We start from the raw sequence: 26,941 nt of genomic DNA, 5'->3' as shown, positions 1-26,941 counted from the left end.
CCGGCGGCCGGCGTCAGAGTCCCCGCTGATGGAGATCAACGAGCTGACGCCGGCCGAGCGGCGCGTGTGGCAGGCCTTCGCCACGGGTGCGGAGGTGGACTTCCGGGAGCGTGGCGAGCCGGAGGGGGCTCCCGAACGCACGCTTCGCGCCGGGGTGTTGCGGACCCTGCTGCTCGACGGCCCCCGTGAACCGGGGGAGATCGCGGCCCTGAAGGTCCGGGGGGCGCGGGTCACCGGTCAGCTGGATCTGCGGTACGCGACGATCGACAGCGTCCTGCATCTCACGCACTGCCACTTCGAGAACGTCCCGGACTTCGTGGGCGCCCAGCTGCGCTACGTCAGCCTGCGGGACTCCGAGCTGCCCGGCCTGTCGGTGACACGCGCCCGGATCGACGGCAGTCTGCGGCTGACGCGCTGCCGGTTCGAGGGGCCCGTGCGGATCGACGGCGCGCAGATCGCGGGTGCCCTCTTCATCGACCGGGCGGAGATCACCGTCGCCGATGCCGCACAGCCCGCCCTGCAGCTCAACCAGGTCTCCGTCGACGACGACCTGTGCGCCCATCATCTGCGTGCGCGGGGGCGGATCCGGCTGGACGGCGCCACCGTGGCGGGCTCGCTCGACCTGGAGGACTCCGAGCTGAGCAATCCCGACGGCAATGTCATCGACGCGGAGGCCCTCGAAGTGGGCGCCAATGTGCTCTGGCGGCGGCTGAGCACCCGCGGTCGCATCGACCTGCGCGGCGCCCGCATACCCGGCCGGCTCGACCTGCTGTACAGCAGGCTGTCCAACCCCGGCGGCACAGCGATGCGCGCGAGCAGCTGTGTCATCGGCGAGCTGTGGCTGCGCAGGGGCCCGCGCGTCGAGGGCATGCTGAATCTGCGCCGTTCGCAGATCGAGCACCTCAACCTGGACCCGGAGATGCTCCCGGACCAGGTCCGCCTCCTCGACCTCGGCTACACCTCACTGACCCCGCATGTGCCGCCGGAGCAGCGGCTGCCCATGCTGGAGCGGGACGAGGACACCTTCGACCCGCACGGGTACGAGCAGTTGACCGCCGCCTACCGCCGCACCGGCGACGACCACGCCGCCCGGCTGGTGCAGCTCGCCAAGCAGCGCCGGCACCGCACCACCCTGCCCCGGTACGGGCGGCTGTGGGGACACGTCCAGGACGCCACCGTCGGCTACGGCTTCCGGCCGATGCGTGCGCTGGGCTGGCTGCTGTCCCTGCTCGCGGTCGGCTCGGTGGCGTTCGCGCTGCACCATCCCCCGGCCCTGAAGGCGGACGAGGCTCCGCGGTTCGACCCGGTCTTCTACACCCTGGACCTGCTGCTGCCGGTGATCTCCTTCGGCCAGGAACCGGCGTTCGCCCCCGAGGGCTGGCAACAGGCGCTGGCGTACGCCCTGATCCTCGTCGGCTGGATCCTGGCCACCACGGTCATCGCCGGTGTGACCCGTACCGTCAGCCGCCAGTGACCGCCCGTGCGGTGTGCTGCGCGGCCAGCCGCACCGGCGCGTTCTGCGCCCCGTAGCCGCGGTAGCCGTCCCGCTGCACGAGTTCGAAGAAGACGCGGCCGACGGTCATGGTGTAGCAGTGCCGGAACTCGCCGTGCGCGTCACGGTCGTAGAGGATGCCGAGTTCGCGGTACGTCTCCAGCTCGCCGTCGGCGAACTCGTGCCGGGCCGCCAGGTCGTCGTAGTAGTTGGCGGGGATCGGCAGCAGTCGCCCGCCCGCCGCCCGGAAGCGTCGGGCGGCGGTGACGACGTCGTCCGTGGCCAGTGCGATGTGCTGGGCGTGCACGGTGTCGTCCGTGGGCGCCGCGCCGACGCCCAGGGCGATGCGGACGCTGCCGTCGGCGTTGGTGACGGCGCGGCTGCGCATCAGGCCGTACGGGTCGGCGACGTCCACGCTCTCCTGGGCGTGCAGGCCGAGGACGCTGCGGTGGAAGAGGGTCGCCTCGTCGTAGTGGTGCCAGGGCTGGGTGAGGGCGAGGTGATCGATGCGGTGGACGCCCGCGGTCGCCCGCTCGTGCTCGACGTCCGCGAAGTCGGCGCGCCAGTTGGGCAGTTCGGGGCGGTCCGTCGCGCAGAAGAACAGTTCGGTGCCGTCGGGTGCCGCGACCGCGTCGAGCGGGGCGTCCCCGGCGGCGCGGCGTCGTGGCAGGAGGGGGGCGAGCAGAGCCTCGGCGCGGCGGGCGGCGGCCGTCGGGTCCGGTGACTCCAGGCCGATCGCGGCGAGGCGGGTGCCGGTCCGGCGGGCGGCGCCGGAGGTGTTGACCAGGATGCGGGCCTCGCCCTGCTGCCAGAGGTCGACCGGCTTGCTGCGATGGCGGGCGGTGCGGGCGAAGCCGAGGGCGCCGAGCACGGCGGCGACCGGTTCGGCGTCGGGCGTGCCGAGTTCGGCGAAGGCGACGCCGGTGGGGACGACGGGCGCGGGCGGGGTCGCGACGCCGACCGTCTCCTGCAGCACGAGCAGCGAGCGGTGGGCGTCCACGGCGGTCGGACCGGCCTCGGCCTGGCGGAAGACGTCGTTGAAGATCTCCAGGGAGAGGGGGCCGTCGTATCCGGTGCGCAGCACCTGGCGGACGAGTCCGGCGACGTCGAAGCCGCCCTGGCCGGGGAAGCAGCGGTAGTGGCGGCTCCACTGGAGGACGTCCATCGCGAGCAGCGGGGCGTCGGCGAGCTGGAGGAAGAAGATCTTCTCGCCGGGGATGTCCGCGATGCCCTTGGGGTCGGAGCCGCGGGAGAGGATGTGGAAGCTGTCCAGGCAGGTGCCGAGCGCGGGATGGCCGGCCGTCTCGACGATGCGCCAGGCGTGGGTGTAGGTGTTGACGTGCCGGCCCCAGGCGAGCGCCTCGTACGCCACCCGCACACCGAACTCCTGCGCCAGGTCCGCGAGTCGGCTGAGGTGCTCGGCGGCGAGCGCGTCGTCGTCCACGGCGAGCGGATGGACGCTGGAGCAGACGAGGACGGTGTCCGCGCCGAGCCTGCGCATCAGTTCGAACTTGTGCCGGGCCCGTCGCAGATTGCGCCCGAACTCCTCGGCCGGCACGGCCTCGATGTCCCGCATCGGCTGGTAGAGGTCGACGCTCAGCCCCAGATCGGCGCACCGCGCGCGAATCTCCTCCGGAGCCAGCGGGCCGGCCAGCAGGTCGTTCTCGAAGATCTCGACCCCGTCGAACCCGGCCCGCGAGGCGGCCGTGAGCTTCTCGGTGAGCGACCCGCTCAGCGAGACGGTCGCGATGGACGTACGCATACCTGCTCCTTCAACACACCGCACTACAGCGCCCCGTGAGGGACGCGGGGAACTGCGCGACCGGCCCGGGGCGGCCCGCAGAGGTCATACCGCCTTGCCCACCGGGCTCTCGACGTCACCGGCCAGCTCCGTGATGTCCGCGAGCATCCGCGTGCTGTCCGGCTCACACCCGGTGAACAGCCGAAACGCGTCCGCGGCCTGGAACACGGCCATCCCGCCCCCGTCCAGTACGGCGCAGCCCACCGCACGCGCGGTGCGCAGCAGCTCCGTCTCCAGCGGCCGGTAGACCACCTCGGCGACCCACAACCCGGGATGCAGCAGCTCGGCGGCGAAGGGCAGCCCGGGGTGGGCGGCCATGCCGGTGGGCGTGGCGTGCACGACCCCGTCCGCCGCGCCGAGCAGCCGGGCGAGCTGATCCGGCGCGGCCGCTGCGGCCCGCCCCGGACCGAAGTGCCGGTTCAGCGCCCCGGCGAGACCCGCGGCCCGTTCGTCGAGCGCGTCGACGACGGTGACCCGTCCGGCGCCGAGGGTCAGCATGGCGTGCGCGACGGCCGCGCCCGCTCCCCCGGCGCCCAGCTGCACGACCCGCTCCAGCGGTACGTCGGGCAGCCCGCGCGCGAAGGAGGCGGCGAAGCCCGTGACGTCGGTGTTGTGACCGACGGCCCGGCCGTCCTCGAAGACGACGGTGTTGACCGCGCCCAGGGCCTGGGCCTGCGGGGCGAGCCCGTCCAGGTGCCCGAGGACGAGCTGCTTGCAGGGGTGGGTGATGTTCAGCCCGTCGAAGCCCAGGTCACGGGCGGCCCGCACCAGGTCGCCGACGGCCTCGGGCGGGACGCCGAGCGGGTCGATGTCGATCAGCCGGTACAGATACCGCAGGCCCTGCCGGGCGGCCTCGCGCTCGTGCAGGGCCGGGCTGAGCGAGGGGCCGATGCCGGAGCCGATCAGCCCGACGAGATACGAGTCCTTGGTGTCCTTGGCCACCGGTGGGACCTCCTGAGCGGCTCACTAATGTACGAACTGGTGAGTTAGTCATAGCAGGCGTCGCAGGCGCTTGTGAAGACCTGTCCCGGCACGCGGGGCGGGCGGGCTTCTACAATCACCGGCACGCGGGTGGGCCACCGGAGGGCTCCCGCCCCTGGCCGAAGGAAGCCGATGACCAGCGTCGAAGAGCCGGCACGCACCAACGGGCGGATCCGCGACGCCGCCCGCACCCAGGCCGAGATCCTCGACGTCGCGACGCAGGAGTTCGCCCGCGCCGGCTACGACGGCGCCCGCGTGGACGAGATCGCCGCCCGCACCCGCACCACGAAGCGGATGATCTACTACTACTTCGGCGGCAAGGAGCAGCTCTTCACGGCCGTACTGGAGCGGGCGTACGGCGTGATCCGGGAGGCCGAGCAGCAGCTCGACGTCGAGCACCTGGACCCGGTCGCCGCGATCCGCCGGCTGGCCGAGCTGACCTTCGACCACCATGAGCAGCACCCCGACTTCATCCGCCTGGTCAGCATCGAGAACATCCACGGGGCCGAGCACATCGCTGCCTCCGAGAAGCTCGGCAGGATCGGCTCGCCCGCCCTGGACGTGATCCGCCGGATCCTGGAGTCGGGGCAGGAGTCCGGCCTGTTCACGGCCGACGTCGACGCCGTCGACCTGCACGCGATGATCAGTTCCTACTGCTTCTTCCGGGTCTCCAACCGGCACACCTTCGGCGCCCTGTTCGGCCGTGACCTGGTGGATCCCGGCCGACGCGCGTATTACCGCTCGATGCTCGGCGACATGGTCATCGCCTATCTGACGGCGCCGCGCGCCGGGGACTGACCGCACCCGGTCCGCGGACCCCGACGACAAGATCCTTCGGCGGCACCTCTTGACACCCGGGAAACGTCGGCGCAACATCCCTAGCCATCCGCTACTAACTATCCAGTGGGTTAATTAGCCGGGTAGCTCCCGGCGCGGCCGACCCGTCACCCCAGGGATCCGGCGCCTCGCCCCTCCTCTGCACACACTCCCCATAAGGTGGAGTTCCCTCGAAGGAGCACCCCTGTGTCCGTCCCCGACACGCACGCCGGCCAGCCGCGGAAGGCGGCCACGGCCGCCTGGATCGGCAGCGCCCTGGAGTACTACGACTTCTTCATCTACGGCAGCGCGGCCGCGCTGATCTTCCCGGAGGTCTTCTTCGACGAGTCCGACCCGGCGACGGCCACCCTGCTGTCGCTGGCCACGTTCGGTGTGGCGTACGCGGCCCGGCCGGTGGGCGCGCTGTTCCTCGGTCACTTCGGCGACCGGCTGGGCCGCAAGAAGATCATGGTCTTCACGCTGATCCTGATGGGCGTCTCGACGTTCCTGATCGGCTGTCTGCCCACCCGGGACCAGGTCGGCACCCTCGCGCCGGTCCTGCTGGTGCTGTGCCGGGTCCTGCAGGGCATCTCGGCGGCTGGAGAGCAGGCCAGCGCCAACTCCATGACCCTGGAACACGCGCCACCGCACCGGCGCGGTTTCTTCACCAGCTTCACGCTGAGCGGTACACAGGGCGGGCAGTTGCTGGCCACGCTGGTCTTCATCCCGATCGCCGCGCTGCCCGAGGAGCAGCTGATGTCGTGGGGCTGGCGGGTGCCGTTCTGGATGAGCGTCGCGGTCGCCGTCGTCGGCTATGTCATCCGCCGCAAACTCGACGAGACCCCGGCCTTCGAGCAGCAGGCCGCCACCGAGGGCGTCGTCAAGCTGCCCCTGGCGGTGCTGATGCGGGAGCACTGGGCGGATGTGCTGCGGGTGATCGGCGGTGCGCTGGTCGCCTCGGTCAGCACGATCTTCACGGTGTGGGCGCTGTCGTACGCCACCAGTGACTCGGTCGGGATGGACAGGTCCTCGATGCTGTGGGTGGGCGCCCTCGCCAACCTGGTCGCGCTCGGCGCGATCCCGCTGTGGGCGACCCTGTCGGACCGCATCGGCCGCCGCCCGGTGTTCCTGATCGGCGCGGCCGGCAGCGCGGTGACGATGTTCCTGTACCTGTGGGCGATCTCGACCGGCTCCTACCCGCTGACCCTGCTCCTGGGCATCGTCGCCTTCGGGGTGGTCTACAGCGCCGCGAACGGCGTGTGGCCCTCCTTCTACGGCGAGATGTTCTCCACCCGGGTCCGGCTGTCCGGCATGGCCATCGGCACCCAGATCGGTTTCGCGGTCGCCGGTTTCGCGGTCACCTTCGCCGCACAGATCGCCGGCCCGGACGGCGACGACTGGTCGGCGGTGGCCCTGTTCACGGCCGCCCTGTGCGTGCCGCCGGTCGTGGCCGCGCTGTCCGCCCGCGAGACGGCGAAGGTCCCGACGGAGCGGCTGGGTGAGCGGGCGGTCGGGCAGGCCGCGCAGCCGGCGAAGGTGACGGCCTGAGACACCGGGTCCCCGGACGCCGCGAGGGCGCCGGGGACCCGCGGTTCACATCACGGCGCGCACAACAGCTCCGTCCAGGTCTCGGCCACCCGGTCCAGCGAGAACCCCTCCCTCACCTGCACCCGGGCCAGCTCCCCGGCCGCCTGCCAGTCGTCCTCCTCCAGCACGGCGATCGCCTCGGCCATCGCCTCGGGGGTGTCGTGGATCCAGCGCCGGTCGTAGATCTCGTCCGCGCCGGGCCACGGCAGCAGTGAGGGGACGGCGCCGGAGGCCATGCCCTCGGCGGGCGCGAGGTGGAAGCTCTCGTCGTCGCTGGTGGACAGCACATGCCCGACGCGGCGCAGCCAGCCCGCCACGTCCGGCCCGAAGGTGTCGAAGACGACGGCGCCCTCGAGCAGCGGCGAGGTCTGCATCCGGCGCAGCACGCCCTCGTAGTGTTCACGCTCCTCGGGCTTGTTCCAGATCCACCAGTACTCCCACGGCGGCTTGGACTTGACCGACAGGTGCCAGCGCTTGTCCCGGGCGCGCAGCGCCTCCAGCACGTCGAGGCCGAGGTCGAGGCGTTTGCGGCTGGGTGCGATGCCGATCATGCCGAGGCGGCGGTGGGCGCCCGGCGCCTTCGGCCGGTCGAGCTGGTCGGTGTCCACCCAGTTGGGCACGACCACGACCTTCGAGGCGGGCCAGCCGGTGTGCTCACGGGTGCGGCGGGCGTAGTACGGGCTGACGCACACCACCCGGTCGACGGCGTCGATGTCGACCTGGCGGGGCCAGCCGGCGTCCAGTTCGAAGCGGTGCAGCCGTACGATCAGCCGGCTGCCGCGCCGCTTGTGGCGGCTGTACCAGACGGCGGCCGGGCCGCACCACTCCACGACCACCACGTCCGCCCAGTCGGCGAGTTCACGGCTGGCGTCCGGGTCGTGGCGGGCCAGCGCCGGCCAGGCGTCGACGCGGACCTCCAGACCGGGGGTCGAGCGGAAGTGGTCGAGCAGCCGGGTGAGGAACTTCAGGTCGTGCCCGGCGACGCCGACGCGCAGCGGGCGCCCGCGGTCCGTCACCCCGGTGGGCGCGGTGGGGAAGGCGCGGTCGAGGTGGGCGCGCCAGCGGGCGGACGCTCCGTCCAGGGTGTACTGCCGTGCCGCCGCGCGGCAGCGGTCGGCCGCCAGACGCCGTGACTCCGGTTCGCGGGCGACCCGGGCCAGCGCCTCGGCGGCGTCGTCGAGTCCGGCGCGTCCCGGCACGAACAGCGGATAGTCGGTGCCGAGCAGTGCCTCGTGCGCCGGGGTGCGGTTGAGGACCACGGGCAGGCCCAGCGCGCCGAACTCCAGGACCTTGGTGGACAGTTCGAGGCTGGAGTCGAGCACCGGGTCGCGCCAGCCGAGGCCGACGTCGCAGTCGGCGGCGATGCGCATGGCCTCCTCGCGCGACTGCCCGCCGTGATGGACGACGCCGGGCGTGCCGGCCAGCGCACGCGTCATGTCGGCCTGGAAGTCGGGATGTCCCGGGTCGTCGTGGATCTTGTCGCCGACGGTGTGCAGTTCGGCGGCGACGCCGCGTTCGGCGAGCAGCTGCGGCAGCCGGGTCATGGGCAGGGTGTTCCAGCGGGGTGCGAACTTGCCGGTGTAGACGAGCCGGAGCGGATCGTGCGGGGTGTCCCGGTCCGGCACCGGGAAGCCGGGCTCGGGCACGGCGGGCGGGCTGAGCACGCACTTGCCGCAGGCCTCGGGCACCCAGGTCTCCAGGAAGCAGCGCAACTCCTCGGTCTGGCAGAGCAGTCGGTGCGATGCCTCGGCGATGCGGACGAGGTCCGCGCGGGCCGCCTCGGTCATCTCGCTCGCGGACTGCGGGATGTCGGTGAGGTAGGCCCAGATCCGCCCGTCGAAGACGCCGTCGGCGACGATCCGGGTGACCAGCCGCCGGCCCCGCAGCACCAGCAGGTCGCAGGGCTCGTCCTCGTCGAGCCGGGCCAGCACCTGGGAGGCCTGCACCGGCGACATCGGCCGGTCGGCGAGCCCCGGCAGCAGCCGCTCCTCGTGCGGGGACACCAGGCCGACCCGGGGCAGCTCGGCCAGCGGATCGGTCAGCCGGCCGGTGCGGACCGGCGCCTTGAGGACGAGCCGGGTGTCGCAGCCCGCCCGCGACAGTGCCTGCACCGTCGACTGGGCCCAGACGGCGGAGCCGTCGATGAGGTTGAGGTCGACGTCGCCGTAGACGAGCGCCCGCAGGGTACGGCTCATGACGGCTCCTTCCCGCGCACGGCGAACAGTCGGTGTCCCCGGCCGGCCCAACTGCCGGGCTCCGTACCGGACAGGTGCAGCGACCGGCGCACCAGCAGCGGCCGCAGCGACGGTACGAAGACGTAGTCGTCGGCGGTCGGCGTGTGGCCCACCGCGTCGGCGCCGGAGTACTCCTGGGCGCACATCAGGTCCAGCAGCAGGGTGTCGGGCCGGTCCTCGGAGAGGTCCGTCCAGTCGGCGACCCAGGGCGCCAGGGGCCGGCCCCGGCGTACCGTCACCCCGGCCGCGGTCAGTTCGTCCAGGCCCTCCGGGTCGGGTACGACGACCTCGGCGGGGCGGTGCAGCTGGCCGAGCACCTGGCCGACGAGCCGGGCGACGTCGGTACCGTCCCGTGGCTCGGCGAGCACGGCGACGCGCCGCTCGTCCAGCGGGTCCGGGGCATCGGCCAGCCGGGCGAGCTGCGAGAGCCGTACCCGGGTGCTGTCGGCGCGGAAGATCTCGCGCAGCCGTTCCCTGCCCTCGGTCGCCGGGTCGAGCCGGGCGAGCCGTACGCCGGGGTCGGCGTCGAGGACGGCGTCCCAGGCGAGCCGGGTGAGGCCGGGCGCGGCGGAGGCGGGGCCGTCCCGCCACAGCACGGAGGTCCGGCCCAGCACCCGCTGCTCGGCGAGCAGTTCGGCGAGGGTGCGATCCAGGTCGGGGGCGAGTCCGGTGCCGGTGAGCCACCAGGGTCCCTCGCCGGTGCAGGCACTGAGCTGCACGACGAGCACATCGGGGTCGGTGCGCTGCACGAGGAGGCGGCCGTCGTGCGGCAGCAGCGCGTTGACCACGGCGTCCGCCGCGAGGTCCGCGGCGGTGGCGGGGGTGAGCACGCCGGCGACCACGAGGCGGTCGCGGGGCGCCGCGGTCAGGGCGCGGTGGGCGAGATGCTGACGGCCGTCGAGCTGCGGCTCCGGCTCGGCCTGGGGTCTGGGGGCGCCGTCGGGTGCCCGCCCGGGTCCCTGCCGGCGCCCGCGCCACAGTCCGTACAGCTCTCCGGGCAGCCGCGCCGCGCCCCGCTTCGGCGAGCGCGCGGCCGACACCAGTGCCTTGCCCACCCGCAGCGAGGTCGAGCCCTCCAGCATGGCCACCCGTGCCTGAAGGACGTCGACCCGGTCCCGGGCGGCTCTGAGCGCGCCGGCGAGCTGTTCCTTCTCCCGTACGGCGGCGGCGAGCCGGTCGGCGAGGGCGTCCTGCCCTGCCGCCTCCCGGGTGCGTTCCGCGTCCTCCGCGGCCGTTTCCAGGTCGAGCACCCGGGCGCGCAGGGAGCGGGAGGCGAGGTCGGCGAAGACGTACTCGTCGGCGATCCGCAGTGCGGTGGCGTAGCCGTCGGACGGCACGGGCCGGCCGAAGAAGTCGTGCGGTGGCAGGAGTTCGTCGGTGCGGGCGATGACCGCGCCCGCGTGCAGATGGACGTAGTCGAGGGGGGCGGCGCGCAGGACCTGGCAGCGGTGGCCGACCAGGTCGTCCAGGAGCCGGTGGTAGGGGAGCTCGGAGCCGCCGTGCCCGAAGACGATCAGTCCGCGGGCACCGGGCCGCATCCGGGCCAGCACGGCGCGCAGGGCGTCCTCGCCGCCGTGCAGTTCGGGACGCGGCCCGAAGGACAGGAGGGCCAACTCGCCCTCGATGACGGGCCGTTCGTCGTCGGCGCGCAGGGCGACACCCGGCGGCAGGTGCAGATAGGGCTCCAGGCGCAGTCCGCCGCCGGTCGCGTCCACCACCGTGGTGACGGTGTCCAGGTGCGGATGGAGCAGATCGGTCAGACGCATCAGCGGGTCCTCGTGAAGACGTGGAAGCCGACTCGGTTCTCCCGGAAGCCGTACGGCCTGGAGAGCGTGTGCCGCAGTCCGAGCGGCTCCAGTTCGGCGCGGTAGGCGGTGAGCGGGCGGTGCACGATGCGGGCACCGCGGGGGGTGCGGTGGGCGGTGTCCTCGTCGGTGACGATCAGCCGGCCGGCGACGCGGACGAGGGAGGCGAGGTTGCGCAGCCCGGCCGCCCACTCCTCGTCGTCGAGCACGTGGAACAGGACGTCCACGCAGACGACGATGTCGTACGGCCAGGGAGCCCGCCACTCGTCGAGCGCGGCGACGTCGTAGCGGGGGCCGCCACCCTCGGCGCGGGCGTGGTCGACGGCGGTCCGGCTGGTGTCGAAGGCGTCGACCCGGTGGCCGCAGCGGGCCAGGGCGCGGGCGAAGTGGCCCTTGCCGCAGCCGGCGTCCAGCACGAACAGCGGGGCGGCGGGGCTGGACAGGTCGCCGACGAGGGAGAGCAGGGTGCCGAGCCGCTGGGCGTAGAAGAGTTCGTTGCCGGGGCGGTCGAGTCCGATGTGTCCGCCGGAGGCGAGCTCGTCGTGCTCGCGGTGGCGGGTCTCCCAGTAGGCCCGGGTGTCCTCGTGGGTCGTCGTCGCGTCAGCCATGGCGCTCCAGCCACCCGGTGATCACGCGGGCGATCCGGGCGCCGGCCCGGCCGTCCCACAGGGGCGGTCCCTCGGGGGGTGCGGCTCCCGCGCCGTCCAGCAGCTTGCGCAGCGCGGGCACGAGTTCCCCGTGCCGGACCAGCCGGTTGGTGCCGTGGGTGACGGTGACCGGGCGTTCGGTGGTGGTGCGCAGGGTCAGGCAGGGGACGCCCAGGACGGTCGTCTCCTCCTGCACGCCGCCGGAGTCGGTGATCACGACGGCGGCTCCGCGCACCAGGCTCATGAACTCGACGTAGCCGAGCGGGTCGAGGAGGTGGATGCCGGGCGCGTCGGCGAGGCCGGCCGCCCGCAGCGCGGCCCGGCCGCGCGGGTGCAGCGGTACGGCGAGGTCGAGATGGCGGGCGGCCTCGGTCAGGACGCGGGCGGCGGCCGCGGCGGCCTCCGGGTCGTCGACGTTGGCGGGCCGGTGCAGGGTGACGACGCCGTAGCGCTCGGGCAGTCCTCGGGCGGTGCGCGCGCTCGCGGCGTCGAACTGCTCCATATGGGTGAGCAGGGTGTCGATCATGGGGTTGCCGACGAGGTGCACCCGCTCGGTGGCGACACCCTCGCGGGCGAGGTGGCCGACGGCCTCGGGGCTGGTGGCGAAGAGCAGCCGGGCGAGCTGGTCGACCAGACGCCGGTTGACCTCTTCCGGCATCGTCATGTCGAAGCTGCGCAGGCCGGCCTCCACGTGCGCCACGGGGATGCCCAGTTTGGCGGCGGCCAGCGCGGCGGCGAGCGTCGAGTTCACGTCGCCGTAGACCGTGACGAGGGCGGGTGCGCGGGCGGTCAGCTCGCCCTCCAGGGCCACCAGGAGGTCGGCGGTCTGGCGGGCGTGGGTGCCGGAGCCGACGCCGAGGTCGGTGTCGGGTTCGGGCAGGCCGAGTTGCCGGAAGAAGATGTCCGACATCCGTTCGTCGTAGTGCTGTCCGGTGTGGACGAGCACCTGCGCGCAGCCTGCCGCGCCCAGTGCCGCGACGACCGGCGCCGCCTTGACGAAGTTCGGCCGGGTGCCGACCACATGGAGTACGCAGCCGTTCATGGTTGCCTCCGCGTTCGATGGCTCGGTCGCCTGCGCGGCGTCCTCAGCCGGTGTCGAGACGGCGCGCCCGTTCGGCTCCCTCGCGGCCGGTGTCCTGGGGACGGTGACGGTGGGTGGGCCGTTGCTCGGTGCTGGCTCTACTTTGACTTTATGTTCCGAAATGTTCCACTTGCTCTGTCGCTGGCGGCCTCGGTGGCCGTCGGCGAACTGCGCCAGGATCCGTTGCGGGCCGCGCTGCTCGCCGTACGCCTGCTGCCGGGGCCGGCGCGGCGGCGGCTGGGGCCGATCGAACAGCGGCTGGCGGTGCGCGCCCGTGCCGCGGGGCCGGCGGCGACGCCTTCGGCCGCTCGGGTGCCCGCACCCTGGGGACTGCCGTACCGTCCCGTCCCCGGGCGGGTGCTCCATCTGGTCACCAACGGGCTGCCGTTCCGGCACGCCGGTTACACCGTGCGCACGCAGAAGCTCGCCGAGGCCCAGCTCGCGGCCGGGCTCGACCCGCACGTCGTGACCCGGATCGGCTTCCCCGTGACCGGCGGAGTGCTGGACGCCCGCCCGAAGCAGCACGTGGGCGGGGTCCCGCAGCACCGGCTGCTGCCCCCGTGGCTGCCGTACGGCCAGGCCGCCTCGCTCGCGCTCAACGCCGAGCTGGCCGCCCGGTTGGTGGACCGGCTGCGGCCCGCCGTGCTGCACGCCGCCAGCGACCACGGCAACGGGCGCGTGGCGCTCGCCCTGCGGGAGACCTACGGGCTGCCGGTGGTCTACGAGGTACGGGGCTTCCTGGAGGAGACCTGGCTGACGCAGGCGCCGGGCCGCAGCAGGGACGACGAGACGTACCGGACGCGGCGCGCCCTGGAGACGCAGTGCATGCGCGAGGCCGATCTGGTGCTGACGCTGGGCGAGGCGATGAAGGCCGAGATCGTGGACCGGGGAGTGCCGCGGGAACGGGTGCTGATCGTGCCCAACGCCGTGGACGACGCCTTCCTCGCCCCACCGCCGGACGGGGCACCCGTGCGGGCCCGCCTCGGCATCGCGCCGGACGAGTTCGTCGTGGGCACGGTCGGCACCCTCGCCCCGCACGAGGGGATCGGCACATTGCTCCATGCGGGTGATGAGCTGCGGCGGCGTGGAATGCCGCTGCGGCTGTTGATCGTCGGCGACGGTCCGCAGCGCCCGGCGCTGGAGCGGCTGGCGGCCCGGCTCGGCCTGGACGACGGGACCGCGCTGTTCACCGGCCGGGTGCCGCACGCCCAAGTCCGCGACTTCCACGCCGTGTTGGACGTGTTCGCGGTACCGCGGACCGATGAACGGGTCTGCCGGCTGGTGACCCCGCTCAAGCCGGTCGAGGCGATGGCGAGCGGTGTTCCGGTGGTCGCGAGCGATCTCCCGGCGCTCCGGGAACTGGTCGAACCGGAGGTGAACGGGAGGCTAATCAGGGCTGAATCGGCACATTCCTGGGCTGATGAGCTGGAAATACTCCTTTACAGTCGAAATCGGCGTGCTGAGTGGGGAGCAGCAGCCCGCGCGAGAGTCGCGCGTGACCGCACCTGGAAGCGGGTCGCCGCCACAACCCGTGAGGCGTACCGCGCCCTTGGCAGCCTTGATGCGGGGTGAGTCCCTATGCAGGCCGAAGAGAACGGACCACTCGGGGAAGCGAGCGAACCCCTCGGGGAAAGACGACCGCTCCCCGAGAGCACGCCCGGCAAGAACAACCGGCTCGCCGAGAGCGTGCCGCTCGGGGAGACAGAACGGCCCGACCACGTGGAACTCGCGGTGATCGGGCTCGGCTACGTCGGACTGCCGCTGGCGCGCGAGGCCGCGTCGATCGGCCTGAGGGTCCTGGGCCTGGACCGCGATCCACGGGTCGTGGAGGCGCTGAACACCGGGCACTCCCATGTCGACGACGTCTCCGACGACGACGTCCGCCGGATGCGGGCGGCCGGTTTCGCGGCGTCCACGGACGACGCGAGCCTGGCCCGTGCGCAGGCGATCGTCATCTGCGTGCCGACCCCGCTCGGCAAGGACGGCGGGCCCGACCTCGGCGCGGTCACCTCGGCCACGAGAACGGTGGCGGGACGGCTGCGCCCCGGTCAGCTGGTGGTGCTGGAGTCGACCACGTATCCCGGGACCACCGAGGAGATCGTCCGGCCGATCCTCGAGGAGTCGGGACTGCGGGCCGGCCAGGACTTCGCGCTGGCGTTCTCGCCGGAGCGGATCGACCCGGGCAACACCGCGCACGGCCTGCGCACCACGCCCAAGGTGGTCGGTGGCTGCACCCCGTCGTGCGCGGCGCGCGCGGTCGCCTTCTACGGCAAGCTCGTCGACACCGTCGTCCAGGCGAAGGGCACCCGCGAGGCCGAGATGGCCAAGCTGCTGGAGAACACCTACCGGCACGTGAACATCGCCCTGGTCAACGAACTGGCCGTGATCAGCCACGAGTTGCACGTCGACCTGTGGGACGCGATCCGCTGCGCCGGCACCAAGCCGTTCGGCTTCCAGGCGTTCCGGCCCTCCCCCGGCGTCGGCGGACACTGCATCCCCATCGACCCCAACTACCTGTCGTACAAGGTGCGTTCGTCCCTGGGCTACGAGTTCCGGTTCGTGGAGCTCGCCCAGGAGATCAACCGGCGGATGCCGGAGTACGTGGTGCGGCGCGCCCAGGACCTCCTCAACACGGCCGGGCGGCCGCTGCACGGGTCGCGGATCCTGCTGCTCGGCGTCACCTACAAGCCGGACGTGGCGGACCAGCGGGAGTCGCCGGCGGTGCCGGTGGCGCGGCTGCTGCGGGAGCGGGAGGCGGAGATCTCCTTCCACGATCCGCATGTGCCGCTGTGGTCCGTGGACGGGGAGAGCATCCCGCGTGTCACCGACGTCATGGCGGCGGTGCGCGAGCACGATCTGACGGTGCTGCTCCAGGACCACTCGGACTACGACCTGCCGGCCCTCGGCGACGCGGCCCGGCTGCTGTTCGACACGCGCGGGCGGATCTTCCGGCCCGGGGTCGAGGTGCTGTGACCGCCTGATTCTCTCCGGTCCGCCCGGCGCGGGCCCCCGGGTCCGGGATCCGTCGTTCCCAGATCCCTGATCCCGGGGGCCGTCGCCGGCCGGTGCCGTCGTTCTCGGATCCGTCACTGCCGGGTCCGTGGTTCTCGGGGCAGTCGAAAGGTTGCGTGCTCTCATGCGGATACTCGTCGTCACCGTCGTCCACCACCCCGAGGACGCGCGGATCCTGCACCGGGAGATCGCCGCCCTGCTGGAGCACGGCCACCGGATCGTGTACGCCGCCCCCTTCGCGGCACGTCGGACGTCGCCGCGGCAGAACGTCGAGGGCGTGGACCTGCCACGCGCGGTCGGACGGGACCGCCGGGCGGCACTGCGCGCGGCGCGCACGCTGCTGGCCGAACGCGGCCCCCAGGTCGACGCGGTCCTGCTGCACGACCCGGAGCTGCTGCTCGCCCTGCCCGGCACGATGCGCCGCTGGCGGCGCGGTGGCCGGGTTCCGGTCACCGTGTGGGACGTGCACGAGGACACGGCGGCGGCGCTGGTGATGAAGCGCTGGCTGCCCCGGCCGCTGCGGCCGCCGCTGCGGCTCGCCGTACGGACGGCGGAACGGCTGGCGGAGCGGCACCTGCGGCTGCTGCTCGCCGAGGACGCCTACCAGCGGCGCTTTCGCCGGTCGCATCCCGTGGTGGCCAACCTCGCGACGGTGCCGCCCGAGCCGCCCGAGCCGCCCGGCGACGACCGGGTGGTCTACCTCGGTCATCTGTCGCGGGCCCGCGGCGCGCCGGAGCTGATCGAGACGGCACGGCTGCTGGCGCCGGACATCCGGGTCGAGGTGATCGGCGCGGCCGACCCCGACATGCGGGGCCCGCTCGCCGAGGCCGACCGGGACGGCGTACTGCGCTGGCACGGCTATCTGCCCAACGACCGTGCCCTCGGGCTGCTCTCGGGCAGTCTGGCCGGTCTGTCCCTGCTGCGGGACCAGCCCAACTACCGTCATTCGCGGCCCACCAAGGCCGTCGAGTACATGGCGCACGGCGTCCCCGTGGTCACCACCCCCACCCCGCTCGCGGCCGAGCTGGTCGAACGCTACGGCTGCGGTCTCGTCGTCCCCTACGAGGACCCGGCCACCGCCGCCAGGGCCGTACGGCATCTGCGCACCGACCGGGCGATGCGGCGCCGGGCGGCGGCCCGGGGCTGGGAGGCGGCTAGGGCCGACCTCAACTGGGCCGACGGGGCGACCGAGTTCGTGATGTGTCTGGAGTCGTGGGTGAAGGAGGCGTCCGCGGCCGGGGACGACGGACCCGCCGCCCCGGTCGCCCGCGACAGTGCCCGGACCGTCTGACCTCTAGGCGTTGGACCAGCCGCGCCGGCACAGCACGAGCCGGTACCCGTCCGGGTCCTCGATCGTGACGCCCCACTCGTTCCAGTAGGGGTTGGGCGACGGGACCCGCTTGCCGCCGTGCTCCTCCAGCCCGGCGACCAGGTCGTCCGGCACGGGCCCGTCGACGTAGACCACGAGGAGGTCCTCCTCCGTCGGCCGGGGCTCGACGGGGCGGGCGGGCTCGTGGACCAGTTCCAGGTGCCAGCCTGCCTCCGGCCAGCCGAGCATCAGCAGGTCGTGCTCGCCGGGTTCGGGGCCGCCCACCGCCCGCCAGACGACGTCGAGTCCGAGCCCGCCGGCCCAGAAGCGCTCCGCCGCGGCCAGGTCCCGGGACGGACGGGCGATCCGGATGTGACTGCGGCCGTCGACCGGCATGGTGACCCTCCGTGGGGCGTCAGGGGCTGTGTCGATCCACCGGCAGCGTAGGCGGCTCACACGAGCCGGGACCATCGGTCATGAGGCCTGCGCCCCGCGCCCTAGGCCCCGCTCTTCGGGACGCCGTACGCCCGCTCCACGCGCAGCCGCAGCACGAGCCGCCGGTCCCGCACCATCGTGGCCCGGAAGTCGTCCCAGTCGGGGTGTTCGCCCTGGACGTCCCGGTAGAGGCGCACGAGTTCCTCGACCGTCGCGTCGTAGGGGTCCTGCGCGACCGGCGACAGGTCGGCCGTGCCCTCGGCGACCGCGTACGCCCATCGGTCGGAGGTCGTGACGTGGTACGACGCCCTCGGGTCGCGTCGCAGATTGCGGGTCTTGGCGCGGTCGTCGGTGATCGAGACGCGGAGGGTCCGCTCGTCGGGGTAGTAGGCGTGGCTGACGTTCGACAGCTGCGGCCGGCCGTCGCGTTTCAGGGTGACCAGCACCCCGCCGTGGCTCTCGGCGAGGAGCGCGAGCAGTGCGTTGTGGGTGGCGTCCTGAGTCATGTCTGAGTCAACCCTGGCGTGCGGGGTGCTCATTCCCGCGAAATCCGACGTAGACACTGTCTACGCGATCATGGTAGACAGTGTCTATGCAGGCATTCGAAGCATCGGACACGGGGTTGCGCGCACGACTGGTCGACGTCGGCGTCGAGCTCGTGGCGCGCGAGGGCGTCCAGGCGCTCACCCTGCGGGAGATCGCCCGCCGGGCCGGCGTCTCGCACGGCGCGCCGCGCCGCTACTTCCCCACCCACCTGGAGCTCCTGTCGGCCATCGCGCGCCGCGGCTTCGAGGAGCTGGGGGCGCGGGTGTCGGCGGTGACCGGGGACGGCGGCGCACCGCCACGGGAGCAGCTGACCGAACTGGGCTGGGCCTATCTGGAGTTCGCGCTCGGCAACCCCGGGATGTACGAGCTGATGTTCCGTCACGATCTGCTGGAGAGCGGTCACCTGGGGCTGCGGGACACCAGTCTCCCGCTCTTCGCGCGGTTGGTGGACCTGGTCGGCCGGGTGCGCCCCGACGCCGACCCGCGTCTCGTCGCGGGCGCTCTGTGGGCGGGCCTGCACGGCATCGCCCAGCTGTGGGGCTGGGGCAGCCTGCAACTCGCCACCGGAGCCGAGGACTTCGCACCGCTGCTGCGTGCGGTCCTGGACGCCCATCTCGGTCCGGAGGACGGATGAACCAGCGCCTCACCCTTGCGAGCAGCGTCGTAGGAACGGTGATCGTCGCGCTCGACGGCACCGTGCTGACCGTCGCCCAGCCCGCTCTCCAGCGCGACCTCGGCGCCTCCTTCGCCCAGGTCCAGTGGACCGGAACCGGCTATCTCATCGCGGTGGCGAGCCTGTTGGTGTTCGCCGGACGACTCGGCGACCGGTACGGCCACCATCGTCTCTTCGGCATCGGCATGCTCGGCTTCGCGGCGGCGTCGGCGGGCATCGCGCTCGCGCCCGACGTCGGCTGGGTGATCGGACTGCGGGTGGTGCAGGGGGTGTTCGGGGCGCTGCTGCAACCGGCCACGCTCGGGATCCTGCGGGCGGCGTTCCCGCCGGACCGGCTGCGGACGCCGATCGCCGTGCGGACGGCGGCGATCGGGGTGTCGGCCGCCGTCGGGCCCCTGCTGGGCGGCGCGCTGGTGGCGGGACCGGGCTGGCGGATCGTGTTCCTGCTGAACGTCGTCCCGGCCCTCGTCCTCGGCACGCTCGCCCTGACCGTACGATCCCCGCGCACGTCCTCCCCCGCCCGGCTCGACATCCCCGGCGCCCTCCTGCTCGCGCTCGCTCTCGCCTGCCTCGTGCACGCCCTCGTGGGACTGCCGGGCCGGCCCTGGACCGCCGCGACGGCCGTGGTCTCCGGCGCCGCGTTCGTCCGGCACGAGCGCCGTACCGCGAGCCCGCTGCTGCCGCCGGACGTGATGCGCCCGGCGGCGGTGCGCTCGGCGCTCGGCGTACTGGTGGCCGCGTCGGCGGCGCTGTCCGGGGCACTGTTCGCGGGAACGTTCCTGCTGCAGGACACCCTCGGTCTGGACCCGTTCCGCAGCGCGCTGGTCAGCCTGCCGCTGGCCGCGCTGATGGTGGCGGCGGCGCCCACGTGCGCGGTGCTGCTGCGCCGGGTCGGTGCCCGCCGTACGACCGTGACGGCGCTGACGCTGCTCGCGCTCGGCATCCTCCTCCTGTCCCGCACGTCGGCCATCCCCCTGCTGTGCACGGCGTTCGCCCTGGTGGGGGCCGGTTTCGGCACGGTGATGGTGGCGGCGACCCATGTCGTCGTACGGGAAGCGGCCGTCGCGTCGGCCGGGGTCGCGGGCGGGCTCCAGCAGACCGCGATGAACGTCGGTCCGGTGCTGGGCGTGGCCGTCGCGTCCGCAATCCTCGGCACCGGCGGCGACCCCGGCCGGCCGCTGATCGTCCTCGCCGCCCTCGCCCTGGCCGGAGCTCTACCGGGCCGTACGCTGCCCGGTCGACCGGACCCGAGCATGAACGATCATGGCGATTCGAAGGACCGTACACGTGTTCCTGCGCAACGATGAGGTCAGAGGCTGTTCCGGCGGGGTATGCCGGAGCGCACCCTCGTCGCACGTATCGGAGGAGAGCGATGGCACTGCTGACACAAGAGGTCGACCCGGGTGAGGTCGGGCTGGACGCGAAGGCGCTGGACCGCCTCGACCAGTACTTCGCCCACTACGTCGACGAGGGGCGGCTGCCCGGCTATCTGGTGGCCGTCGCCCGCGGTGGACGCGTCGCGCACCTCACCACGCACGGCCACCGGGACATCGCGGCCGGGCTGCCCGTCGAGGCCGACACGCTGTGGCGGATCTACTCCATGACCAAGCCGGTCACCTCCGTCGCCGCGCTGCTGCTGATGGAGGAGGGCAAGCTGTCGCTCGACGACCCGGTGAGCCGCCACCTGCCGGGCTTCGCCGAGCCCCGGGTGTACGTCGGCGGGTCCGGCGCCGACGTGGTGACACGCCCCGCCGACGGGCCGATAACCGTCCGGCATCTGATGACCCACACCGCCGGTCTGACCTTCGCCTTCTACCACACGCACCCCGTCGACGCCCTGTACCGGGACGCCAACCTGGACTCGGCGGTGCTGCCGGGCTCCGACCTGGCCGGCACGGTCGACGTGTACGCGCGGCTGCCGCTCCAGTTCGAGCCGGGCACGCAGTGGAACTACTCGGTCGCCACCAACGTCCTGGGCCGGGTCGTCGAGGTGGTGTCCGGGCAGCCGCTGGACGAGTTCTTCGCCGAGCGGATCTGCGGCCCCCTCGGGATGACCGACGCCGGGTTCTGCGTCAGCGACGAACAGGCGGTCCGGCTCTCGGAGTTGTACGGCGAGACCGAGGGCGGCGGCATCGAGCCGATCCCCGGCCTCCCGCTGCGTGGCGGCCGTCCCCGGTTCCTGTCCGGCAGCGGCGGACTTGCGGCCTCCGCGCACGACGTCCACCGCTTCATGGAGATGCTGCGCCGCCGCGGCGAACTCGACGGCACCCGGCTGCTGGCGCCCGGGACGGTGGACCTGATGACGTCCAACCAGCTCCCCGGCGGCGCCGATTTGCGCGCGTTCGGCAGCCGCCCCGCCCACGACGAGGCCGGCAACGACGGCGTCGGCTTCGGCCTGGGTGTCTCCGTCGTCATCGACCCGGCCCGCACGAAGGCACCCACCGTGCTCGGCGCCTACGGCTGGAGCGGCGTGGCGACCACCACGTTCTGGGTCGACCCGCGCCACGATCTGACGGTGCAGTTCATGACGCAGGTACGGCCCAGGACCTCGCACACGATGTTCCATGACCTCAAGCGGCTCGTGCACGAGGCACTGACGCAGGGCTGATCCCGCCGCCGGTCACTGGTCCACGCGCAAGGTGAACTCCACTCCTTCCAGGGCGAGTTCGCGCAGCCACTCCTCCGAGCGGGCCGCCGTCTCCGCGGCCCGGCTCAGGCCCGCCGGCAGGGAGCCGTCCAGGATGTGCCGGACGCCGAGGGCGAGCGGGCGGGAGACACAGCGGGCCATCGCGCTCTCCTCCTCGTCCCCCACCAGGTCCAGCAGATAGCTGCCGGACCACGACCGCCCCGACCCGCCGCGCACGTCCAGCGACACGGCGAGGACGACCCGGTCGCGGTCGGCCTCCGTGGTCGGGTAGGTGGCCGCCAGCTCCCCGGCGAGGGCGGCGATCCGGGCGTCGTCGCCCGCCCTCAGCTCCTCGAAGACGGCGTCCCAGGCCTGCAGCCAGCCCTCCAGACGCAGGGTGCCGCGCACGAAGGTCAGCGGCTTCCAGCCGTCCGGCAGCCCGTACTGCTCGACGAACGGCACGCTGTCCCGGTTGGGGTAGACCTCGAACACCTCCCCGTCGACGGTGTGCGGCCGGGTCACCTCCCAGGGCCGCTCGGCGACGGTCTCGGCGCCGTCCTGGAGGTAACGGGCCGGTGAGCGCAGGGCGTTGAGGACCCCGGCGGGCGCCCAGCTGAAGCGGTACCTGAAGTCGTTCGGGACCGCGGGGATCCCGCCGCAGTACGAGGTGAGGCTGTACGAGGCTCCCGCGTCGTCGCCGACGGCCTCCCGGGCGCGACCGATCAGGCAGTGGGCGAAGAGGTGGTCGATGCCCGGGTCGAGACCGGCCTCGGTGAGGACGACGAGCCCGGCCGCCGTGGCCGCCGGCACCTGGTCGAGGACCGCGTCCGACACATAGCTGGAGCAGGCGAAGTGGGCCGACCGGTCGACGCAGGCCGCCAGGATCCCGGCGTGCTCCGGCGCGGGCAGCATCGACACGACGACGTCGCCGGGCGCCAGTTCGGCCGTGAGCGCGGGCAGCGTGTACGCGCGGGGCTCGGCGAGCCCGGTGAGGCCGCGCCGGGCGAGGGCGTCGGCGGCGCGGTCCTCGGTGCGGTGCCACAGCCGAACCCGCCCGGCCGTCTCGCACAGCCGGGAAAGCCCGCTGCCGGTGGACAGGCCGGCGCCGACCCAGTGGACGGTGCCGCTCGCGGGAACCCGTGCGGATCTGTCAGCCATTGCGGAACTCCCCTTGTCCGATGCCGAGTTCACGGCACGCCTGGTGGAACCGGTCACGGCAGCGCCCCCACGGCCCGCCCGTCTCGAAGTCCAGCAGCTGGGGCACCAGCGCCGACGAGAAGTCGGCGCTGGACTCGCGGGGCAGCAGGGACGGCAGATTGTCGATGGCGATGAGGTCGAGCGGGGGCTCCTTGCGCAGCCGGCGTACCGGGTCGGCCCACTCGGTGGTGCGGTCGTAGACCGGCAGCACGTTCAGGGGCGAGCCGACGTCGACGGTGACGTCGCACACGGTGCGCAGCCGGCGGCCGGGTTCGTCGAGGTCCTCCTCGCGCAGGAAGGGCGGAACGGGGGTGGTGGCGAGGACGGCGTTGACCAGCACGTCGTGCGCCAGCAGCGTCGGGCGGTCCAGCGCGCGGGTCTCGGCGAGGTCCCAGGGCGTCGCCTCGAGACCGGCGGTCATGAACCCGAGCCGCGCGCCCCGCCCGCTGCGCCCCAGGGCGCCGATCACCAGCGCGGTGAACTCCTCGTCGCCGGCGACCGGTCGCAGGAGGGCGTCCAGCTCGTCCTTGGACAGGGGCGTCAGCGGCGCGGCGAGCCGGCCCCGGTGCTGGAGGACGGCGAGCGCGGCGCCGAGATAGCCGGCCCAGAAGCCGAAGGCGGCGAGGCGGCGGCCGTCGTCGTCCACCAGGTACTCCAGGTCGAGCAGTGTGCCGCCGCCGGCCGCGAAGCGCCGCAGCAGTGCCTCGGCGCCCGGCTGCCGCTTGTAGGCGTGCCCGAAGAAGATGTGGCGGTGCGTCAACCGATCCGGCTCATCCGGGAGTTCCTTCAGTCCGACCACCACGGCCGCCTCGGGTGCCGACACCCAGGATCCGGTGGGCGCGGTGCGGCACCCGGCCGCCTCGTACTCCTCGACGGGGAAGATCCGCTGCGCGGACTCCTCGACGGTCAGGGTCACCCCGCGCTCGACGAGCCGGCGGGCGTCCGACGGCACGATCGGAGTGCGTCGCTCGGTGGAACGGACCTCGTGGCGCAGCCACAGATGGAGCTCGGTCATACGCGGTTGGCCTCCGGGCGCGGGGCGTCGGCCGCGAACCGGCCGGCGCTGAGCGGGCTGACGTCCACGAAGGGTACGCGGCCGAGGTACAGGTCACGGACGACCTCGCCGACGGCCGGTCCCTGGAGGAAACCGTGGCCGGAGAAGCCGGTCGCGTACAGGAAGCGGGAGACGGAAGTCGCCTCGCCGATGAGTGCGTTGTGGTCCGGGGTGACCTCGTACAGGCCCGCCCAGCCCCCCGTGCGGCGCAGGTCCAGCAGGGCGGGGGCGCGGCGCTCCATGGCGGCGGCCAGCCGGGGGATCCAGCGGTCGTGGGTGTCGGTCGCGAAGCCGGGCCGCTCGTCGGGGTCGGACATGCCGAGGAGCAGGCCGGGGCCCTCGGAGTGGAAGTAGAGGCTGGTGGTGAAGTCGATGGTCATGGGCAGGTGCGGCGGCAGTCCGCCGACGGGTTCGGTGACCGCCACCTGCCGGCGCAGCGGCACCACCGGCAGGTCGACGCCGACCATCGCGCCGATCGACCGCGACCAGGGGCCGGCCGCGCAGATCACCGTCTCGGTGGTGATCCGGCCTATGGTCGTCGTCACGGCGGTGATGCGGTCGCCGTGCAGTTCGATGCCGGTGACGTCGTTGTGACGTAAGATCCGCGCCCCGTACGCGCGGGCCGCGGCCGCGTAGCCGTGGACGACGGATTCGGGGGTGCAGTGGCCGTCGTCCGGGGAGAACGCGGCCGCCAGCAGTCCGTCGGTGGTGATCAGCGGGGACAGCCGCTGCGCCTCGGCGGGGTCGATCATCCGGCTGGGCACCCCGAGGGAGTTCTGCAGCCGGACGCTCGCCTCGAAGCCGGCGACCTCCTCGGGCGTCGACAGCAGGAACAGATAGCCGACCCGGTGCAGCCCGATGTCGTGGCCCATCTCCAGCCCGAACCGGGCGAACGCCTGCAGGCTGCGCGCCCCGAGCTGGATGTTGAGCTCGTCGGAGAACTGCGCGCGCACTCCGCCGGCCGCCTTCGAGGTGGATCCGGAGGCCAGTTCGTCCCGCTCGACGAGGACGACGTCCCGTACGCCGGCCCGGGCCAGGTGGTAGGCGATGCTGGTGCCCATCACCCCGCCGCCGATGACGACGACATGGGCGTGTGTGTTCACGGGCGGGCCCCCTCGGTCGTGGCTGCTGTGGTCGCGCTCGCCGTCACCGGCCCGCCTTCCTCGCCGCCTCGACGACGGCCCAGGCGGCGGCCGCGTCCTGGATGCCGAGGCCGACGCTGTTGTAGTAGACGATGTCGTCGGGCCCCGATCGCGGGAAGCTCCGGCCGGTGAGGACGGCGCCGAGGCCGACCAGGTCCTCGGGGGCCAACGCCCCTTCGCGCAGGGCGTGCACCACGGGACCGGCGTGCTCGGCGGCGGTCGCCGGGTCGTCGACGACGACGCTCGTGGCCCGCAGCAGCACGTCGTCGTCGACCTCCCGGCGGCCGGGCTCGAACGATCCGACGCTGACCACCGTGCACCCGGGAGCCAGCCACCGCCCCCGTACGACGGGCGTCGCGCTGAGCGTGCAGGCGGCGACCAGAGACGCCCCCGTCACGGCATCCTCGGCGGTGCCGACCTCCTCCACGGCGAGGCCGAGTCCGGCCGTGAGTTCCTGCGCGGCGCGGGAGCGGTTGCGTGCGGTCGGGCTCCACAGCCGTACGGACCTCAGCTCACGCACCCGGGCGACGGCCCGGGCGTGCGCGAGGGCCTGGGTGCCGGAGCCCAGGACGGCGAGGTCGGCGCCGCCGGGGGTGGACAGGGCGTCGACCGCGACGGCGCTCGCGGCGGCCGTGCGCAGGGTCGTGATCGCCGTGCCGTCCATGACGGCGGACAGGCGGCCCGTCACCGGGTCGAGCACGGTGATGACCGCGTGGACGGTCGGCAGGCCGGACGCCGCGTTGCGCGGGTTGACGCTGCCGATCTTCGCGACGGTCCCGGTGTCCGCGGACAGCCGGGAGACGTACGCGAAGACGACGCTGTCGTCGAAGCGGCTCGGGTGCATGATCTTCCCGGGCAGGTCGGCCGCGTCGGCGCCGAGCGCCTGGAAGGCCGCGCGCTGCGAGGCGATCGCCGCGTCGAGGCCGAGCAGGCGCGAGACCTGTTCTCCGGTCAGGAAGAGGACGTCGTCGGTCATTCCCTCTTCCTGTCCGGACGGGCCTCGCCGCAATCAGGACAGCTGCCCGACCGCGTCCAGATGGGGCAGGTGGTGATCGAGGCGTTCCCGCTTGGTACGCAGGTAGGTGATGTTGTTCTCGCACGGCGGGATGAGCAGCGGAACCTGCTCGGCGACCTCGATGCCGTGCTGCACCAGCGCCTCGCGCTTGCGCGGGTTGTTCGACATCAGACGCACGCTGCGCACGTTCAGGTCGTGCAGCATGCCGGCGGCGACGCCGTAGTCACGGGCGTCCACCGGCAGCCCGAGGGCGAGGTTGGCCTCGACGGTGTCCAGGCCCTCCGCCTGCAGGGCCATCGCCCGCAGCTTGGCGAGCAGACCGATGCCGCGGCCCTCGTGGCCCCGCAGATAGACGACGATGCCGCTGCCCTCGGCGACGACCGCGCGCAGGGCGGCCGCCAGTTGGTCGCCGCACTCGCAGTGCTGGGAGCCGAAGGCGTCACCGGTCAGGCACTCCGAGTGCAGCCGGGTCAGCACCCTGTCCGTGCCTATCTCGCCGTGGACGAGGGCCACTTGCTCGTCCCCGCGGTCGTGATCGAGGTAGCCGATCGCGCGGAATTCGCCGTACACGGTGGGCAAGGGCGCATTCACCACGCGTTCCACGCCGGAACGCTGCGGTCGCTGCGCGGACTTCTTGCCGAGGACGCCAATTTTTTCTGTCATGATTCTTCAGTTCCTAAGCAGAGACGAAAGGCCGTGAAAAGATGAGTGGTTCGCACATGCGGCCGGCGGCACACTCGCTGGTACCGGCGGACACCACCGAAGACGTACGGACCCGGGGGGCGGGCGTCTCACGGCAGGTGGCGGTCCTGCCCGTCGGAAGCTTCGAGCAGCACGGTCCGTTCCTTCCGCTGGCGACCGACACGCTGGTGGCCTGCGCCATCGCGCGCGAGCTCGCCGCCGCGCACCCGGTGCACCTCCTTCCGCCGGTGACGATCTCCTGCTCGCACGAGCACGCGGCGTGGCCGGGGACCGTCAGCATCTCCTCCGTGACCCTTCATGCGGTGATACGGGACATTGCGGCTTCGCTCCGCCGGTCGGGCGTCGACGCCCTGGTGCTGGTCAACGGGCACGGCGGAAACTACGTACTGGGCAACGTCGTTCAGGAGTCCTCCGCGCGGGGTGAGCGAATGGCGCTGTTCCCGGCCCCGGAGGACTGGGAGGCGGCGCGGGTGCGGGCGGGGGTGGAGACCTCGCTGCTCACCGACATGCACGCGGGGGAAATCGAGACCTCCATCCTTCTGCACGCTCATCCCGAATTGATCCGACCCGGTTATGAGACTTCCGATTTCGTGGCGGACGACCGCCGTCATCTGTTGACTCTCGGTATGTCCGCCTATACCGATTCCGGTGTCATCGGCCGCCCTTCGCTGGGTTCCGCGGAAAAGGGCGAGCGACTGCTGGCGAGCCTCGCGGATTCCTTCGGCGCGTATGTGTCACTGCTGACCTCCGCGGACGATTCCATAGCGGACACGGATGACGCCTGAA

The 26,941-nt window shown here is 72.9% G+C and carries 23 protein-coding genes; 10 read left to right on the top strand and 13 right to left on the bottom strand.

The annotated features are described in order from the left end of the window. Window positions 1-28 precede the first annotated feature (28 nt). The gene (locus ACGFW6_RS28835; RefSeq protein WP_393515935.1) at window positions 29-1,474 is read left to right on the top strand and encodes a membrane-associated oxidoreductase; all 1,446 of its coding nucleotides are present in this window, start codon (window positions 29-31) and stop codon (window positions 1,472-1,474) included. Here ACGFW6_RS28835 and ACGFW6_RS28830 read toward each other — a convergent pair. Next, complete coding sequence (locus ACGFW6_RS28830; RefSeq protein ID WP_393515932.1) at window positions 1,461-3,254, bottom strand: bifunctional sugar phosphate isomerase/epimerase/4-hydroxyphenylpyruvate dioxygenase family protein; 1,794 nt, start codon at window positions 3,252-3,254, stop codon at window positions 1,461-1,463. The genes ACGFW6_RS28835 and ACGFW6_RS28830 overlap by 14 nt on opposite strands. A gap of 84 nt (window positions 3,255-3,338) precedes the next feature. After that, window positions 3,339-4,235 (bottom strand): shikimate dehydrogenase, encoded by an 897-nt coding sequence (locus tag ACGFW6_RS28825; protein WP_393515929.1) that lies wholly within the window; start codon window positions 4,233-4,235, stop codon window positions 3,339-3,341. Window positions 4,236-4,406: 171 nt separating this feature from the next. Between ACGFW6_RS28825 and ACGFW6_RS28820 the strand changes: the two genes are divergently transcribed. Together ACGFW6_RS28820 and ACGFW6_RS28815 are read left to right on the top strand one after the other, a co-directional pair. After that, complete coding sequence (locus tag ACGFW6_RS28820) at window positions 4,407-5,072, top strand: TetR/AcrR family transcriptional regulator (protein WP_393515926.1); 666 nt, start codon at window positions 4,407-4,409, stop codon at window positions 5,070-5,072. 225 nt (window positions 5,073-5,297) lie between these two features. Beyond that, complete coding sequence (locus tag ACGFW6_RS28815; RefSeq protein ID WP_393515923.1) at window positions 5,298-6,638, top strand: MFS transporter; 1,341 nt, start codon at window positions 5,298-5,300, stop codon at window positions 6,636-6,638. 50 nt (window positions 6,639-6,688) lie between these two features. Here the strand turns inward: ACGFW6_RS28815 and ACGFW6_RS28810 are convergent, their stop codons facing one another. The 4 genes from ACGFW6_RS28810 to wecB are packed head-to-tail and all read right to left on the bottom strand — an operon-like array spanning window position 6,689 to window position 12,405. Beyond that, window positions 6,689-8,872 carry a glycosyltransferase gene (locus tag ACGFW6_RS28810; protein WP_393515920.1) on the bottom strand — a complete coding sequence of 728 codons (2,184 nt, stop codon included), beginning with the start codon at window positions 8,870-8,872 and terminating at the stop codon, window positions 6,689-6,691. Continuing rightward, complete coding sequence (locus ACGFW6_RS28805) at window positions 8,869-10,677, bottom strand: hypothetical protein (protein ID WP_393515917.1); 1,809 nt, start codon at window positions 10,675-10,677, stop codon at window positions 8,869-8,871. The genes ACGFW6_RS28810 and ACGFW6_RS28805 overlap by 4 nt, the downstream gene beginning before the upstream one ends. After that, window positions 10,677-11,324, bottom strand: coding sequence for a class I SAM-dependent methyltransferase (locus tag ACGFW6_RS28800; protein WP_393515914.1), 648 nt, complete (start codon window positions 11,322-11,324; stop codon window positions 10,677-10,679). Before ACGFW6_RS28800 ends, ACGFW6_RS28805 begins: the two co-directional genes overlap by 1 nt. Beyond that, entirely contained in the window at window positions 11,317-12,405 is a 1,089-nt protein-coding gene (wecB, locus tag ACGFW6_RS28795; RefSeq protein WP_393515911.1) for a non-hydrolyzing UDP-N-acetylglucosamine 2-epimerase, read from the bottom strand. The genes ACGFW6_RS28800 and wecB overlap by 8 nt, the downstream gene beginning before the upstream one ends. Window positions 12,406-12,555: 150 nt before the next feature. Here wecB and ACGFW6_RS28790 point away from each other — a divergent pair, with 150 nt between their 5' ends. The 3 genes from ACGFW6_RS28790 (at window position 12,556) to ACGFW6_RS28780 (ending at window position 16,747) form a co-directional block, all read left to right on the top strand. Then, a complete protein-coding gene (locus ACGFW6_RS28790) occupies window positions 12,556-14,016 on the top strand; it encodes a glycosyltransferase family 4 protein (RefSeq protein ID WP_393515908.1) in 1,461 nt (486 codons plus the stop codon). Between the two features lie 6 nt (window positions 14,017-14,022). Beyond that, window positions 14,023-15,417, top strand: coding sequence for a nucleotide sugar dehydrogenase (locus tag ACGFW6_RS28785; RefSeq protein ID WP_393515905.1), 1,395 nt, complete (start codon window positions 14,023-14,025; stop codon window positions 15,415-15,417). 163 nt (window positions 15,418-15,580) lie between these two features. Next, entirely contained in the window at window positions 15,581-16,747 is a 1,167-nt protein-coding gene (locus ACGFW6_RS28780) for a glycosyltransferase (RefSeq protein ID WP_393515902.1), read from the top strand. Window positions 16,748-16,750: 3 nt separating this feature from the next. Here ACGFW6_RS28780 and ACGFW6_RS28775 read toward each other — a convergent pair whose 3' ends face one another. Both ACGFW6_RS28775 and ACGFW6_RS28770 read right to left on the bottom strand, forming a co-directional pair. After that, complete coding sequence (locus ACGFW6_RS28775; RefSeq protein ID WP_393515899.1) at window positions 16,751-17,161, bottom strand: VOC family protein; 411 nt, start codon at window positions 17,159-17,161, stop codon at window positions 16,751-16,753. Between the two features lie 101 nt (window positions 17,162-17,262). After that, complete coding sequence (locus ACGFW6_RS28770) at window positions 17,263-17,706, bottom strand: PPOX class F420-dependent oxidoreductase (RefSeq protein ID WP_393515896.1); 444 nt, start codon at window positions 17,704-17,706, stop codon at window positions 17,263-17,265. 86 nt (window positions 17,707-17,792) lie between these two features. Here ACGFW6_RS28770 and ACGFW6_RS28765 point away from each other — a divergent pair, with 86 nt between their 5' ends. The 3 genes from ACGFW6_RS28765 to ACGFW6_RS28755 all read left to right on the top strand — a co-directional run bounded on the left by ACGFW6_RS28765 (window position 17,793) and on the right by ACGFW6_RS28755 (window position 21,027). Then, window positions 17,793-18,380: a TetR/AcrR family transcriptional regulator gene (locus ACGFW6_RS28765; RefSeq protein ID WP_393515893.1), complete on the top strand. Its 588-nt coding sequence runs from the start codon at window positions 17,793-17,795 to the stop codon at window positions 18,378-18,380. Next, window positions 18,377-19,726 carry an MFS transporter gene (locus ACGFW6_RS28760; RefSeq protein ID WP_393515890.1) on the top strand — a complete coding sequence of 450 codons (1,350 nt, stop codon included), beginning with the start codon at window positions 18,377-18,379 and terminating at the stop codon, window positions 19,724-19,726. Before ACGFW6_RS28765 ends, ACGFW6_RS28760 begins: the two co-directional genes overlap by 4 nt. 65 nt (window positions 19,727-19,791) lie before the next feature. Further along, window positions 19,792-21,027 carry a serine hydrolase domain-containing protein gene (locus ACGFW6_RS28755; RefSeq protein WP_393515887.1) on the top strand — a complete coding sequence of 412 codons (1,236 nt, stop codon included), beginning with the start codon at window positions 19,792-19,794 and terminating at the stop codon, window positions 21,025-21,027. A gap of 12 nt (window positions 21,028-21,039) precedes the next feature. Here ACGFW6_RS28755 and ACGFW6_RS28750 read toward each other — a convergent pair whose 3' ends face one another. From ACGFW6_RS28750 to ribA, 5 genes are read right to left on the bottom strand one after another with little or no spacing between them, the layout of a single operon-like run. Continuing rightward, a complete protein-coding gene (locus ACGFW6_RS28750; protein ID WP_393515884.1) occupies window positions 21,040-22,203 on the bottom strand; it encodes a saccharopine dehydrogenase family protein in 1,164 nt (387 codons plus the stop codon). Beyond that, on the bottom strand, window positions 22,196-23,257 hold the full coding sequence (locus tag ACGFW6_RS28745; RefSeq protein ID WP_393515881.1) for a saccharopine dehydrogenase: 1,062 nt from the start codon (window positions 23,255-23,257) through the stop codon (window positions 22,196-22,198). Before ACGFW6_RS28745 ends, ACGFW6_RS28750 begins: the two co-directional genes overlap by 8 nt. After that, a complete protein-coding gene (locus ACGFW6_RS28740; protein ID WP_393515878.1) occupies window positions 23,254-24,399 on the bottom strand; it encodes an NAD(P)/FAD-dependent oxidoreductase in 1,146 nt (381 codons plus the stop codon). Before ACGFW6_RS28740 ends, ACGFW6_RS28745 begins: the two co-directional genes overlap by 4 nt. A 43-nt stretch (window positions 24,400-24,442) precedes the next feature. After that, window positions 24,443-25,414 carry an ornithine cyclodeaminase family protein gene (locus ACGFW6_RS28735; protein ID WP_393515875.1) on the bottom strand — a complete coding sequence of 324 codons (972 nt, stop codon included), beginning with the start codon at window positions 25,412-25,414 and terminating at the stop codon, window positions 24,443-24,445. A gap of 33 nt (window positions 25,415-25,447) precedes the next feature. Then, window positions 25,448-26,116 (bottom strand): GTP cyclohydrolase II, encoded by a 669-nt coding sequence (ribA, locus tag ACGFW6_RS28730; protein WP_393515873.1) that lies wholly within the window; start codon window positions 26,114-26,116, stop codon window positions 25,448-25,450. Window positions 26,117-26,157: 41 nt separating this feature from the next. Between ribA and ACGFW6_RS28725 the strand changes: the two genes are divergently transcribed. Continuing rightward, on the top strand, window positions 26,158-26,940 hold the full coding sequence (locus ACGFW6_RS28725) for a creatininase family protein (protein WP_393515871.1): 783 nt from the start codon (window positions 26,158-26,160) through the stop codon (window positions 26,938-26,940). Window position 26,941: the final 1 nt, after the last annotated feature.

This window comes from Streptomyces sp. Y7 (assembly GCF_043195415.1).
GTDB lineage: Bacteria > Actinomycetota > Actinomycetes > Streptomycetales > Streptomycetaceae > Streptomyces.
This window is presented reverse-complemented; position numbering and strand designations above follow the sequence as displayed.